This is a genomic window from Salinibacterium sp. (assembly GCF_031364185.1).
Classification (GTDB): domain Bacteria; phylum Actinomycetota; class Actinomycetes; order Actinomycetales; family Microbacteriaceae; genus Rhodoglobus.
The window spans coordinates 1-13,660 of record NZ_JANLVV010000143.1; the positions used below are offsets into that span (position 1 = coordinate 1).

The following is a 13,660-nucleotide window of genomic DNA, read 5'->3' on the forward strand; positions in this document are numbered from 1 at the left end:
TCCATCAATCGGCCCGCCGACTCGACCGCAGCGATCGCCTCAGCAACCGGATAGGGGCCGCATCCATCGCCGAGCAGGTCAATCAGGACAGCCAGTTCGCGCGCAACCACATCCACCTGAGCGGTGATGGCGCTACCTTGATTCATATTTCACTATAGCACACATTCGAATATATGTTCTACCAAAGTAGCACAAAGAATGTCGGCCCTACGGCATGGTCGCGAGATCAAATTTGGGCGCTGCATGACCCGGAGCCCCGCAGGACCCGGAGTGCCGCACGGCGTGAGTCATCGTTGCCGCGAATGGTCCACAACCGGAATGTGGCGTAACATAAAGAGGTTGCCCTCTCGAGGGCGACCGCACCGCATCCATTGGATGTCGGGAGAGCTGGCCAACACGGGCCAGCTCGAAGAGAAAAGGAAAATAATGGCACCGAAAAAGAAGGTCACGGGTCTGATTAAGCTTCAGATCCAGGCCGGCGCCGCTAACCCCGCACCGCCCATCGGGCCTGCGCTGGGCCAGCACGGCGTTAACATCATGGAGTTCTGCAAGGCGTACAACGCGGCGACAGAGTCGCAGCGTGGCAACGTCATCCCTGTAGAAATCACCGTCTACGAAGACCGTTCGTTCACGTTCATCCTGAAGACCCCGCCGGCCGCCGAGCTTATCAAAAAGGCCGCAGGAGTGGCCAAGGGTTCGGGAACTCCCCACACCGTTAAGGTCGCGAAGCTCACCAAGGAGCAGGTTCGCACCATCGCCGAGCAAAAGATGGTCGACCTCAACGCCAACGACGTCGAGGGCGCGATGAAGATCATCGCCGGGACCGCACGCTCAATGGGAATCACGGTGGAGGCATAATGTCCAAGAATTCCAAGGCATACCGCGCCGCCGTCGACAAGATCGAAGATGGCAGGTTTTACACCACCACCGAGGCCGTCGCCGTCGCCCGTGAGACCGGATCGAAGAAATTCGACTCCACGGTCGAGGTCGCGCTGAAGCTCGGTGTCGACCCCCGTAAAGCAGACCAGATGGTGCGTGGCACCGTTATCCTGCCGCACGGAACCGGCAAGACCGCCCGCGTCATCGTCTTCGCCACGGGGCCGGCAGCAGACGCCGCCATCGCTGCGGGCGCTGACGAAGTCGGTGGTGCTGAGCTCATCGAGAAGGTGGCTGGGGGCTACACGTCGTTCGACGCCGCCGTCTCGACTCCCGAGCTCATGGGCCAGGTTGGTCGACTCGGCAAGGTGCTCGGCCCCCGTGGCCTCATGCCCAACCCGAAGACCGGCACCGTGACCCAGGACACCGCGAAGGCCGTCTCCGAGATCAAGGGCGGAAAGATCGAGTTCCGTGTCGATAAGCATTCGAACGTGCATTTCGTCGTGGGCAAGTGCGGCTTCACGCACGACCAGCTGAGCGAGAACATCAAAGCTGCGATCGATGAGATCGTGCGCTCCAAGCCCAGCTCGTCCAAGGGCCGCTACATCACCAAGGGAACCGTGTCGACGACGTTCGGCCCCGGCATCCCGCTCGACGTCAACTCGCTGGCGTAGTTCCGCACCAGTAGATTCGAATCAGTCGATTCGAATCACAGGAGGGGTCGATTTCGGTCGGCCCCTTTTCTGTACCCGCTCCCATCCGCCCAGCGGATCACGGCCCGCCCACACTCGACCGCATCCTTCCGCATCCTTCCGAAATGACGGAGATCTCATGTCACACGTTCCAGATTCTGCGGCAGGGCTTGTAGACGCCGAGCACAGTCCGTCATTTCAGACGGTGGCGGTGCGGCGCGCGGTTCGGGATGACGCGGCGTTGCTTCATCGGGTCGCCGCCGAAACCTTCCCGCTGGCCTGCCCTACGGGCACCCTCCCCGAGAGCATTATCGCGTTTGTCGCGGAGAATCTGTCGGAACGCTCGTTCGAGGGCTACCTGGCCGACCCGGCCCGGGAACTGTTCATCGCCGAGGTGGAGGGTGACGCGGCCGGCTACTCGATGGTGGTGCACGGCGAGCCGACGGATGCCGACGTCGTGGCATCCATCACGCTGCGGCCCACAGCAGAGCTGAGCAAGCTCTATGTGCGGGAGGCCCACCACGGCGGGGGAATCGCCGCGGCACTGGTCGAGGCCGTGGTGTTGGCGGCGGCGGCTCGGGGGGCGCGGTCGGTCTGGCTCGGGGTCAACGACGAGAACCTCCGCGCGAATCGGTTCTACGAGAAGAGCGGCTTCGAGAAGGTGGGAACCAAGTTCTTCAGGCTGGGCGAAAGGTTCGAGAGCGATTTCGTGAGGGAGCGGCGCCTCGATGATGGCAACCGCGCCGTGATCCCCGGGTCGTCGAGGTAGCTGGCCCACGACGCGAACGGCAGGGCCGCGGGTGACTCTACCGAGGACCGCTCGCCACGTACCGGTGCTGGACCCCGCCGAGGTCACTCACGGAAAAAGAGCAGCTCCCCTGAGTCAGCGCCGTTACGGCGGTGTCACGTCGCCGCACACTATGAACGCCACTAGTCTTCGAACATGAAGCTTCTGTTTGCCGTGCTCCGCACTGTCGCCGGTGTCGCTGGTCTTGCCGCAGTGATCTCCACATTTGCCGACACAGCATCCCGTGTCGCGATCAATCCCTTCAACTTCTTCGGGTATTTCACGCTCCAAAGCAACATCCTGACCGCGGTGGTTCTCCTCACCGCTGCTGCAATGACCTTCCAGGGACGTAAGCAATCGCGAGGGCTCATCCTTGCCCGGGGCTGTGTCACGACCTACATCGTCATCGTCGGCGCGGTGTACAACACCCTTTTGGTTGGCACGCCCGGTGGTGGCGGAGTCGAGCTGCCGTGGGCCAACTTCGTGCTCCACATCGCGGTGCCCCTCTATGTCGCCGTTGACTGGGTCTTCTTTGGTGATCGCACCCGGCTGCCGTGGAACAAATTCTGGATCGTGCTGGTGTACCCCATCGTGTGGCTTGTCGTCGTGCTGGCGCGGGGGGCGACAGATGGATGGGTGCCATATCCCTTCCTCAACCCCGCGCTCGGCTATGGCGTTGTCGCGATGTACGGGGTCGGGATCGCGGGGGCGATCGGTCTCGTCGGTGCCGGAGTCTGGGCACTGAGCCGCGTGCGCATCCTGAAGCCGTAGTGGGCGTACCGCAGCGCACGGCATCTTTGCGCAGGGCTGAGCTTGGGGCATCCATTCTCGGATGCCTGCTGGTGCTCGCCTCGCTGGTGATCATCTGGACGGCGAGACTGACCGTTGCGCGGGAGTTGTACGTCAGCGAACTGGGCGCGGAGGGGATGCCCACTGCTGGCTGGTTTGAGGCTGCTCTGCTTCTGCTGGTTGTCGGAGGCAGCGCTATCGCCTGGGCCGGTCGGCGCGTACGGTCCGTGGCGAGGGTGCTGCGTATTGGTGGTCCGTCGATCTCGCTGTGGGTTGCGTGTGCGCTGTTTTTTTTCGCCTCCCAGGTTTCCTGCACGGCCGGATGTCCGGTGCCATACGGATCGACCTTCAACCCGCAGGATTTCGCGCACACTCTCGCCGCGGTGCTAGCGTTCGCCGCGGCCTGCTGGGCAATGTTGCAGTCATCATTTGCGCAGAACCATAGGGTTTTAGCGTTGTTCTCGAGGGTCACCGGAATCATGGTTGCTGTGATTGCCGCCACCGGCGGGCTGTTCTCACTGTTCCGCTTCCAACAGGAGTTGGGCAGCAGGATGGAGTTCGTCGCCACCACTCTCGCTATCGCCTGGCTCGTCGTGTTCGGGGCCGTGTTGGCCGCCGGCCGGCTTCGAACCGGTGCCGCTCTAGGGTTTCATGAGCCCCAGCAGGCGGTTCGCGAATCCTACTAAGACGTGGATCTCGTTGTCGTCGCGTTCAACCCAGCGACATTCGGGCTCGGCGTTGACGGGCACGAACTCGCTGTGCTGCTCCCACACCACGAGCGTGCGCTCCGCCCCGAGCACGTACTGTTGCCACCAGACTTGCCGAAGATATGACCGAGGGATGCTCCGCCAGGCGTGCCCCGTCGTCTTGATCTCAGCCAGTACCACCGTCCCATTGTGCACGGCGACGCCGTCCGGAGTGGCGAGGTGAAGCGGTTGCCGGTCGGCGTGGAATAACGTCGAGCTGGGCTCGATCCTGTGCCTGGCTCGCACCCAGCGCGCGATCTCTGGCTCGCGTGCCCTGCCGTGGTCCGTGTACGCGTTGCCGCCGAAGCCCGAGCCGAGAAGTTTGTCCTGGAGAACAGACTGCAGTGCTCGCTCACTGGAGAACCTGGCCGCATCGGTAGCGGTGACGCCGCGGCTGCGAGCGCGGAACCATGACACGCGATCGTCGGAGTTGGCCACCACCCGATCCCGATGATCGGGGGCAGGCAACTCCCAAAGATCGAGTTCGGGCTGCATGCTCACCCCGTCATTGTCCCTCACACACCGGACACCCCACGGCAGCCCCGCGGCAGTGACCATTCCTGCCGCCCACATCGACGTGGCATCCCTGCCCGGGCGGTGTGATCATGTCGCCGCTCATAGCAGACTCATAGGAAAGCGCGGATACTGGGATTATGACCGATTCACGCCACCGCACGGCTATCGCGCAGCCGAAGCTCACCCGGGCCGATGGTGGCGCCATTCGAGCCGTGGTGGTCGATGACGAGGATTCACTCACCGACCTTCTGTCGATGGCATTGCGCTACGAGGGGTGGGATGTGCGGCTCGCCGCTGATGGTCAGAAGGCCCTGAGCACTGTTCGCGAATTCCGACCGGATGTCATCGTGCTCGACATCATGCTGCCCGATATTGACGGGCTGACCGTGCTCTCGCGATTGCGCGCCGACGGCATCCACACGCCGATTCTCTTTCTGACCGCCAAAGACTCGATGGATGATCGAATTGCGGGCCTCACCGTCGGGGGCGACGACTACGTCACCAAGCCGTTCAGCCTCGAGGAGGTGGTGGCGCGCCTTCGCGGTCTCCTCCGGCGATCAAGCCTGACGCTGTCTTCCTCCGACCAATCGGTCATCGAGGTCGGTGATTTGGTGCTCGATGAGGAGAGCCACGAAGTTCGACGCGCCGGCACTCTCGTCGAGCTCACCGCTACCGAGTTCGAGCTGCTGCGTTTTCTCATGCGCAATCCCCGTCGGGTGCTCAGTAAAACGCAAATTCTCGACCGAGTTTGGAGCTATGACTTCGGCGGGCGTTCCAGTGTCGTCGAGATCTACATCTCTTACCTGCGCAAAAAGATCGATTCGCTGGGCCCGGCGATGATCCATACTGTTCGCGGGTTCGGCTACGTGTTGAAGCCCGCAGGATGACTCGACTCACCCTGAAGCGCAGGCTCGTGCTCGGTATCGCTGCGCTACTCACCGCCATGACAGTGGTGATCGGGGTCGTGAGCGTGCTCGCGCTCCACGGGTTCCTCATGAATCGCCTGGACGCGCAACTCGCAGCGGCGACCAATCGGTCGCAGGGCGCCTACGATAAGCCAGCCCGGGATCCCGACGACAACGGCGCCAAGCCTCCACCCGAACAATTTCTCGCGCTGTCGGGTCAGCCCGAAGGAACCCTGGGGGCCATCATCGGCCCGGGCGCCGTGTTCAGCCCCGGTGTTCTCGATTCCGACGGAAGTGTCATTCCCATTCGATCGGGCAGGCTCAACCTGCTGCTGGCTGTGGCCAAGAATGGCACCCCTTCGACGATCGATCTCGGCGAGAAGCTAGGGCAGTACCGGGTGGTCGTCCAGCCCAGCGTGGCCGGTGGAGACGCCCTGGCCATCGGCCTCCCGCTGAAAGATGTCCAGGACACGGTAGCGCGCCTGGCGATACTTATTGCCGGGATCGGCCTCGCGGGTGTGGTGTCGGGCGTCGTTGCGGGTGTCGTGATCGTTCGCCGCGCACTGCGCCCCCTTGAGCGCGTCGCAGCGACCGCGACGAGAGTGTCTGAGCTTCCGCTGGACCGCGGTGACGTGGCGCTCGCTGTGCGGGTGCCCGACGCGGATGCCGACCCCGCGACGGAGGTTGGCGCCGTGGGCTCGGCTCTGAATCGCATGCTGGAGCATGTGGCATCCGCCCTCGAATCGCGCCAGGCGAGCGAAAATAAGGTGCGTGCTTTCGTGGCGGATGCCAGCCATGAACTTCGAACCCCCTTGGCCTCGATCAGGGGCTATTCCGAATTGACCAGGCGCGGAAACCACGCGCTCCCTGACGATGTCATCCATGCCATGGGGCGGATTGAGTCAGAGTCGGTGCGTATGACCTCCCTGGTCGAAGATCTGTTGTTGCTCGCCAGGCTCGACGAGGGCAACAGGATCGACGCAATCGAGGTTGACCTGGGGCAGCTGGTGGTTGATGCGGTGGGCGATGCCGAAGTGGCGGGGCCCACCCACCAGTGGTCGGTGCAGGTTCCGGATGAGGTCCTGCTCATCCAGGCCGACCCCGGTCGGCTGCACCAGGTGATCGCCAACCTGCTCACCAACGCGAGAACCCACACGCCCGCGGGAACCCTCGTGTCGGCTCGTCTTGGTGTGGTCGGCAACGAGATCACGATCGAGGTTCGCGATGATGGACCGGGAATCGACGAGGCGCTGGTGCCCACCATCTTCGAGAGATTCGTGCGCGGAGACAGTTCGCGCTCCCGCGCCAGGGGAAGCACCGGGCTGGGGCTTGCGATCGTGAGCGCGGTGGTTGAGGCGCATGGCGGCCGGGTCGAAGTGCGAAGTGTGCCCGGCGACACGGTGTTCCGGGTCATCCTGCCCACGCGCAGTGACTGAACCCGCCGCCGCTCCATTTGCGTCACACCCCGGATTCGCCTAGTCTTACCGAAGCCAAAGACCGCAGGTCTCCGAGTGTGCGAAAGCACACGAAGAACCAAGTGTCGCGAAAGCGATAGCCAGCGCAGGTGTGTGAAGAAGTTTCTCGGGCAAGCCTAGGTCAGTCCGATTCTCAGCTCCGTGCTCCTGCGAATGCAGCCAGCCGGAGCTTTTTTAGTTCCAGGATGATGCATATCGATGCGGTTATGTACCGATGCGGTTCTCTATCGACGCGGTTCTGCGGCAGTCCAATCCACAAATTAGGGAGCACCATGGCGAACAAGGAAGCATCAGTCGCCGAGTTGACGGAGAAGTTCCGCACCTCGACCGCTGTCCTGCTCACCGAGTATCGCGGACTCACTGTTGCCCAGCTCAAAACGCTGCGCATGTCACTGAGTGAGCACGCAACATACGCCGTGGTGAAGAACACGCTGACAAAGATCGCGGCTAACGCGGCAGGAATCTCGTCGTTCGACGAGGAGCTTGTCGGGCCCTCCGCGATCGCCTTCGTTCACGGTGACCCGGTCACCGCTGCGAAGACGCTGCGTGACTTTGCCAAGGCAAACCCTCTGCTGGTAGTCAAGGGCGGTTACTTCGACGGTAACCCTCTCAGCGCCGAAGAGGTTATCAAGCTCGCCGATCTAGAAACCAGGGAAGTGCTCCTCGCGAAGTTCGCGGGAGCAGCCAAGGCTTCGCTATTCGGCGCCGCATATCTGTTCAACGCACCGCTGGCCAAGGCCGTTCGCACGGTCGAGGCACTGCGCGAGAAGCAGGCCTCCGAGCTCTAGCTCGGAATCAAGAGCACATCGCGCCTTCTGTGAAGCGCGGAAGAAATATCAATAAGGAGAAAATCATGGCAAAGCTGACAAGCGACCAGCTGATCGAAGCATTCAAGGAGCTCACGCTCATTGAACTCAGCGAGTTCGTCAAGAAGTTCGAGGAGACCTTCGAGGTCACCGCAGCAGCACCCGTCGCCGTTGCGGCCGCAGGTGGCGCCGCTGCCGTAGTCGAAGAGGTTGAGGAGAAGGATTCCTTCGACGTCATCCTCGAGGCTGCCGGCGAGAAGAAGATTCAGGTCATCAAGGAGGTGCGCGCTCTCACCAGCCTCGGCCTCGGTGAAGCGAAGGCAGTCGTTGATGGCGCTCCGGGCCCCGTACTTGAGGGTGTCAACAAGGAGACCGCCGAGAAGGCAAAGGCTCAGCTTGAAGAGGCTGGCGCCACGGTTACCCTCAAGTAACCACAGTGTCGCGTGAAGGCGCCGTTCCCATCGGGAACGGCGCCTTCGTCGTGTGGTCGTCGGCCTGATGTGTGGATGGGGCGGCCTATTCTCCGCAACCCACTCAATCCCCCCGATGGTGCCCCGAGATAATCTGCTGGTTGCGCACGACGGACGACCGCTTCATACTGAGGCTTGCCCCTACAGCCACTTCGACTGTGGGACACACCCATCAGACCCGCACGCCCCGCGCATGTAGAACCCCGACATGGTCAGCCTCACCCCGGGCTGGCACTGCACTCCGGCAGCGTTCGAGTTGAATCCCGAAAGTGCATACCCGAATGCATACACTCGATGATCGACTGGCGCCGTACCTCCACATCAGGGCCACACTGCGGTCCGTCTTGACACTCGTGCCCCCGTCGGCACTCTCAGACCCGGGCACGATGCCTCACGCGTATGGCGGGCTAAGGCTCCTCCAGCGCGGCATCGTGACCGCGGGGCCACACCTTCTCAAGCGTCGTTCGGGGACGCGCGAGGACTGACCCCGGAGAGCCCGGCCAGCGATCCTCCGGTTCGCTGGCCGGGCGTTTCCCTCTCACTTTCGACGGGCTTATCGTCGGAACGCTGCGGAATTACTCCACCGAGGGCGCGGTCGTGCTGTCACGCACCTCCAGTGACACGGGGTACGCATGCCACGTCGGCGCCGGCGCGCCGGGCCGCTGGAGCAGTTCGTCCATCACCAGGTCGACGGCCATTTTTCCCTGTGCATTGGGATGCTGCGCGAGAGTTGTCAGCCCAAACATCGCTGAGAGTTCATGGCCGTCGATCCCGATGACCGAGAGCTGCGAGGGAACCTGTATCCCCAACTGCCGAGCAGCGACAATCGTGCCGATCGCCACCTCGTCGGACCCAGCAACGATGGCGGTCGGTCTACTGCGAGGGTCAGCGAGCGCGGCCAGGGCTGCCGCAAAGCCGCCCTGCATGGAAACGTCGGCAGCCCTGAAGGCGTCAGTCCCACACGGCAGGCCCGCCGCCTCCATTGCCTTACGGAATCCAGCCTGCCGTTGGGTGTGCACCCTGAAATCCATCTCCTTCTGCCGGCTGCCACCGATGTGCATGATCCTGGTGTGACCCAGGCTGATGAGGTGGTTCGTGACAAGAGCAGCGGCGGCAACATCGTCGATACTGAGGGCCGCGATTCCGTCGCCAGGGCCGCCGATGCCGACGATGGGCTTGTCGAGGGAGCGCAGCAGCCTCACCTCATGGGGGGTGAGTTCGATACTCACCGCGATGACGGCATCCACTCGCTTTCTCATCAGAAAGTATTCGAAAAGACGCCGACGTTCGGTCTCATCTTCGCTGAGGCGATACAGCGTCAGGTCATAGCCGGCGGCGATGAGGGCGGATTCGATGCCTTCGAGAACTTCACCGAAATACCAGCGATTGATATGCGGAATGACAACACCCACGTTGCGGGTGCGCCCCGTCACGAGGCTCGATGCGTTCGACGACACCACGTAACCGATGGTCGCCGCAGCGGAGACCACTCGGTTGCGCGTCAGCTCCGAAACGTAGCCATTGCCGCTGAGGGCACGGGACGCGGTCGCCTTGGATACCTGCGCAAGACGGGCGACATCGCTGAGCGCGCTCATACTGCTCCCTTCCTCAATGACGGGTCGGCCACAGCCTAGTTGCGCTTGGCCTGCTGTGGAAACGGTTCCACACTTTCGGGGCGAGCGTGACCTAATTGTAGTGAGAGCGCTCCCAGCAAACCGCGGTGATGTGGCCCAATCGTTAGGCGCGAGTTCATGCCAAGCGCTTGCAATGCCTCCCAAGTTGGCTTAGCTTGTTTGTGGAACCGGTTCCCGATCAGGTGCGGTTCTTCCACGCAATCACATCCGCGTGACGTCACCATGGCGCTCGCGATCCACCCTCAACGAGGAGGAAGTATGAGTTTCACCGTGCAGCGAAAATTCACAGCACCACTGGCCGTACTCGCCGTAGCAGGGCTCGCGCTCGCGGGCTGCTCGAGCGACACAGGCGGCTCCAGCTCAGGTCCGGGCGATGCGGGCGATGCCGATGGCATCGTGACAATCTACGGAACGATTCAGGACACCGAGGCAGACCTGCTCAACGAGTCCTGGGCTGACTGGGAAAAAGCGAACAAGATCGACATTCAGTACGAAGGATCGAAAGAGTTCGAAGCTCAGGTCGGAACTCGCGCGCAGGGCGGCACCGCTCCTGATATCGGCATCTTCCCGCAACCCGGGTTGTTGGCCGATCTGGCGTCACGCGACTACATCCAACCAGCACCCGAGGGCGTCGCGGCTAACGTCGAGAAGAACTGGAGCAAAGACTGGGCCGGTTACGCGACTACCGGAGGCACCCTGTACGGCGCACCGCTCATGGCCAGCGTGAAGGGCTTCGTCTGGTACTCGCCAGCCCAGTTCAAGGAGTTGGGCGTTGAAGTTCCGACCACGTACCAGGAGCTTCTCGACGTGACCAAGACCATCCAGACGAAGATAGGGAAGGCACCCTGGTGCGTAGGTTTTGGCTCTGACGCTGCGACCGGATGGGTGGGAACCGACTGGGTAGAAGACCTCGTTCTGCGTCAGGCCGGCCCGGAGGTTTATGACAAGTGGGTCAAGCACGAGATTCCCTTCAATGACCCGGCCATCAAGGACGCGTTCGACTCGGTCGGTGACATTCTTCTGAACCCCGACTACGTTAACGCGGGGTTCGGTGACGTCAAATCGATCAACACGACGCCGTTCGGAGACCCGGCCCGTGCCCTCGGCGACGGCTCGTGCGCGATGACGCATCAGGCATCGTTCTACGACGGATTCATTCAGGACCCGAAGAACGGTAACTCCACGGTAGGTCCGGACGCTGATATCTGGGCGTTCATCACCCCCTCTGTGGAAGCCGGTGGAAGTGCTGTGACAGGCGGTGGCGAGATTGTTGCCGCGTTCTCGAACGACGCAGACACGGTCAAGGTGCAGGAGTACCTGTCCAGCCCGGAGTGGGCGAACAGCCGCGTCAAGCTTGGTGGTGTGATTAGCGCCAATAAGGGACTCGACCCCAAGAGCGCATCAAGCCCCATCCTGCAGCAGGCGATCAAGGTTCTTCAAGACCCGAAGACCACCTTCCGCTTTGACGCGTCCGACCTGATGCCCGGCGTGGTCGGGGCTGGTTCCTTCTGGACCGGCATGGTCGACTGGATCAACGGCAAGTCGACCAGTGAGGTGCTTGACAACATCGAGGCCACCTGGCCGTCTGAGTAGTACTAACTAACGACAGCACGATCGAGGGCCGGCGGAGAGCTCTTCCGTCGGCCCTTGCTTACCCCTAGTCTCGAAATCTAAGCGCGAGTTCGCTGGTGCACTCGAAAGGACGTCTATGTCAGGGTTCCTGAAATGGCTCGCCGGCCTCAATCCCTTCGCTCAAATCCCCCTGGTGATCGGCGCTTTTCTTCTCGTTGCTGGCATTCTGATCTTTTTTATCGAGATCGCCCCTCGGACGGGCCGCCGCTACACCGTCATTCGCGCTCTCGTATGTGTGCTTGCACCGGTGACCGTCTTTCTCCTTCTGGGATCGATTTGGCTGGCGGCCGTAGTGGCAGCCGTTCTCGGGGGAGTCTTTTTCCTTCTGGATTACCGGGCGCGGGCGGGGGCTGGGTACCTCTTCCAGCTCATCGGGTTTCTGAGCCCGGCCATGTTCCTGCTCGCCATCGGCCTCGTGTACCCGACGGTCGCCACCTTCTTCAAGGCGTTCATGAACGCCCGCGGCAGTCGCTTCGTCGGCTTCGAAAACTTCGTCTTCGTGTTCGGTCAGGAGGCCAATCGCGTAGCGATCATCAACACGGTTATCTGGGTGCTTGTCGTTCCGGCTTTCTCGACCGCCGTCGGACTCGCGTATGCGGTGTTCGTCGATAAGGCCCGCGGCGAAAAATTTCTCAAGGCGCTCGTATTCATGCCGATGGCAATCTCTTTCGTCGGGGCGAGCATCATCTGGAAGTTCGTCTACGACGCGAACCAGGTCGACCAGCCGCAGATCGGTTTGCTGAACGGGATCATCACCTTCTTCGGCGGCCAGCCAATCGACTTCATCAATATCGCACCCTGGAACAACCTGTTCCTCATGGTCATCCTGATCTGGGTGCAAACCGGATTCGCCATGGTCGTGTTGTCGGCTGCCATTAAGGGCGTCCCAGCCGAGCAGATGGAAGCCGCGCAGCTCGACGGCACCAACGCGTGGCAACGGTTTACCAACGTGACGGTGCCGGGCATCCGCAGCTCGTTGATTGTCGTGCTGACCACGATCTCGATCGCCTCGCTGAAGGTGTTCGACATCGTGCAGACGATGACCGGCGGCTCCAACGGCACGAACGTGCTCGCCAACGCGGTCTATGCGCAAAAACTGGAGGAGGGCAGGGCATCGGCGTTCGCCGTCATCCTGTTCCTGCTGGTGCTGCCGATCATCATCTACAACGTGAGGCAGATGCGTCTGCAGAAGGAGATCCGATGAGCGCCGTCGCCCCAATCGACCTCCCCGTCGACCAGAGAACCAAAACACAGCTTGCCAGGGGAGAGAAAGCGATCGAACGCACCACCCTGAAGAAGTCGAAGGACCGACTGACCAGCAAAGGCGCCACCATCGCGGCGATCATCATCGCAATCCTGTGGACCACCCCGACGTTCGGCCTGCTGATTACGTCGTTTCGGCCGGCGGAGTTGATCAATACCTCCGGGTGGTGGACGATCTTCACCAATCCCGGCTTCACGCTCAGCAACTACGACGCCGTGCTCAACGGCGAGGCAACCACAGTGACGCTGGGGCAGTCGTTCATCAACTCGATTGCGATCACCCTGCCCGCAGCACTTTTCCCGCTCGTGATCGCCTCCATGGCCGCGTATGCCTTCGCCTGGATTCCGTTTAAGGGTCGCAATATCCTGTTCATTGGAGTGTTCGCGCTGCAGGTCGTGCCGATCCAGATGGCACTGGTACCGCTGCTCAGCCTGTTCTCTCGCGGATTCAGTATTGGCGACATGGAGATCTTCGCGGGCCTTGGCGCCGGCGGTAACTCTTACGGCCAAATCTGGATTGCCCACACGATCTTCGCACTGCCGCTCGCGATCTTTCTGCTGCACAACTTCATTTCCGAGATTCCGGCGGAGCTAATCGAGGCAGCACGGGTCGACGGTGCTGGTCACGGGCAAACCTTCTTCAGGATTGTGCTGCCGCTGGCCATGCCGGCCATCGCATCCTTCGCCATTTTCCAGTTTCTCTGGGTATGGAACGATCTCCTCGTCGCTCTGGTGTTCGCCGATGGGGCTGTCGGCCCCATCACCAAGGTGCTGCGGGAGATTACCGGCAACAGAGGCCAGGACTGGTATCTGCTCACCTCGGGCGCCTTCATCGCGATGATCGTTCCCCTCATCGTGTTCTTCGCGCTGCAGCGCTTCTTCGTCCGCGGACTGCTGGCCGGTTCGACGAAGGGCTGATGGCGCTTTCATAATTCAGGAGGTTGAGTTGGCCGGGGGGGGGGGGGGGGGGGGGGTGTGCGCACCCGCCCCCCGGGGGAAAACACCCCCCAAGACACCGGGATTATGTATGTGGCGGGGGGGGGGGGGTTGTGAGGGGGGGGGGGGGGGG

The 13,660-nt window shown here is 62.1% G+C and carries 14 protein-coding genes; 12 read left to right on the forward strand and 2 right to left on the reverse strand.

Going from position 1 to position 13,660, the window contains the following annotated elements; translation table 11 throughout:
• Window positions 1-426: 426 nt before the first annotated feature.
• The 5 genes from rplK to RMN95_RS06465 all read left to right on the forward strand — a co-directional run bounded on the left by rplK (window position 427) and on the right by RMN95_RS06465 (window position 3,830).
• On the forward strand, window positions 427-858 hold the full coding sequence (gene rplK, locus RMN95_RS06445) for a 50S ribosomal protein L11 (RefSeq protein ID WP_309616119.1): 432 nt from the start codon (window positions 427-429) through the stop codon (window positions 856-858).
• A complete protein-coding gene (gene rplA, locus RMN95_RS06450; RefSeq protein ID WP_309616120.1) occupies window positions 858-1,550 on the forward strand; it encodes a 50S ribosomal protein L1 in 693 nt (230 codons plus the stop codon). The genes rplK and rplA overlap by 1 nt, the downstream gene beginning before the upstream one ends.
• Window positions 1,551-1,707: 157 nt before the next feature.
• A complete protein-coding gene (locus RMN95_RS06455; RefSeq protein ID WP_309616121.1) occupies window positions 1,708-2,337 on the forward strand; it encodes a GNAT family N-acetyltransferase in 630 nt (209 codons plus the stop codon).
• A gap of 174 nt (window positions 2,338-2,511) precedes the next feature.
• Window positions 2,512-3,126, forward strand: coding sequence for a Pr6Pr family membrane protein (locus RMN95_RS06460; protein ID WP_309616122.1), 615 nt, complete (start codon window positions 2,512-2,514; stop codon window positions 3,124-3,126).
• Complete coding sequence (locus tag RMN95_RS06465; RefSeq protein WP_309616123.1) at window positions 3,126-3,830, forward strand: DUF998 domain-containing protein; 705 nt, start codon at window positions 3,126-3,128, stop codon at window positions 3,828-3,830. Before RMN95_RS06460 ends, RMN95_RS06465 begins: the two co-directional genes overlap by 1 nt.
• Here RMN95_RS06465 and RMN95_RS06470 read toward each other — a convergent pair.
• Window positions 3,786-4,385: a YqaJ viral recombinase family protein gene (locus tag RMN95_RS06470; RefSeq protein WP_309616132.1), complete on the reverse strand. Its 600-nt coding sequence runs from the start codon at window positions 4,383-4,385 to the stop codon at window positions 3,786-3,788. The two genes, RMN95_RS06465 and RMN95_RS06470, sit on opposite strands and share 45 nt — an antisense overlap.
• A gap of 158 nt (window positions 4,386-4,543) precedes the next feature.
• Between RMN95_RS06470 and RMN95_RS06475 the strand changes: the two genes are divergently transcribed.
• The 4 genes from RMN95_RS06475 to rplL all read left to right on the forward strand — a co-directional run bounded on the left by RMN95_RS06475 (window position 4,544) and on the right by rplL (window position 8,023).
• Window positions 4,544-5,293, forward strand: a complete 750-nt coding sequence (locus RMN95_RS06475; RefSeq protein ID WP_309616124.1) for a response regulator transcription factor — start codon at window positions 4,544-4,546, stop codon at window positions 5,291-5,293.
• The gene (locus tag RMN95_RS06480) at window positions 5,290-6,747 is read left to right on the forward strand and encodes an ATP-binding protein (RefSeq protein ID WP_309616125.1); all 1,458 of its coding nucleotides are present in this window, start codon (window positions 5,290-5,292) and stop codon (window positions 6,745-6,747) included. The genes RMN95_RS06475 and RMN95_RS06480 overlap by 4 nt, the downstream gene beginning before the upstream one ends.
• Window positions 6,748-7,058: 311 nt before the next feature.
• A complete protein-coding gene (rplJ, locus tag RMN95_RS06485; RefSeq protein ID WP_309616126.1) occupies window positions 7,059-7,574 on the forward strand; it encodes a 50S ribosomal protein L10 in 516 nt (171 codons plus the stop codon).
• Window positions 7,575-7,639: 65 nt separating this feature from the next.
• Window positions 7,640-8,023: a 50S ribosomal protein L7/L12 gene (gene rplL, locus RMN95_RS06490; protein WP_309616127.1), complete on the forward strand. Its 384-nt coding sequence runs from the start codon at window positions 7,640-7,642 to the stop codon at window positions 8,021-8,023.
• 614 nt (window positions 8,024-8,637) lie between these two features.
• On the opposite strand, the gene RMN95_RS06495 is transcribed toward rplL, so the two are convergent.
• Window positions 8,638-9,657, reverse strand: a complete 1,020-nt coding sequence (locus tag RMN95_RS06495) for a LacI family DNA-binding transcriptional regulator (RefSeq protein ID WP_309616128.1) — start codon at window positions 9,655-9,657, stop codon at window positions 8,638-8,640.
• Window positions 9,658-9,954: 297 nt separating this feature from the next.
• Here RMN95_RS06495 and RMN95_RS06500 point away from each other — a divergent pair, with 297 nt between their 5' ends.
• From RMN95_RS06500 to RMN95_RS06510, 3 genes are all read left to right on the forward strand, one after another.
• Entirely contained in the window at window positions 9,955-11,289 is a 1,335-nt protein-coding gene (locus RMN95_RS06500) for an ABC transporter substrate-binding protein (protein ID WP_309616129.1), read from the forward strand.
• Between the two features lie 115 nt (window positions 11,290-11,404).
• Window positions 11,405-12,532, forward strand: a complete 1,128-nt coding sequence (locus RMN95_RS06505) for a sugar ABC transporter permease (RefSeq protein ID WP_309616130.1) — start codon at window positions 11,405-11,407, stop codon at window positions 12,530-12,532.
• Complete coding sequence (locus tag RMN95_RS06510) at window positions 12,529-13,509, forward strand: carbohydrate ABC transporter permease (protein ID WP_309616131.1); 981 nt, start codon at window positions 12,529-12,531, stop codon at window positions 13,507-13,509. Before RMN95_RS06505 ends, RMN95_RS06510 begins: the two co-directional genes overlap by 4 nt.
• Window positions 13,510-13,660 lie beyond the last annotated feature (151 nt).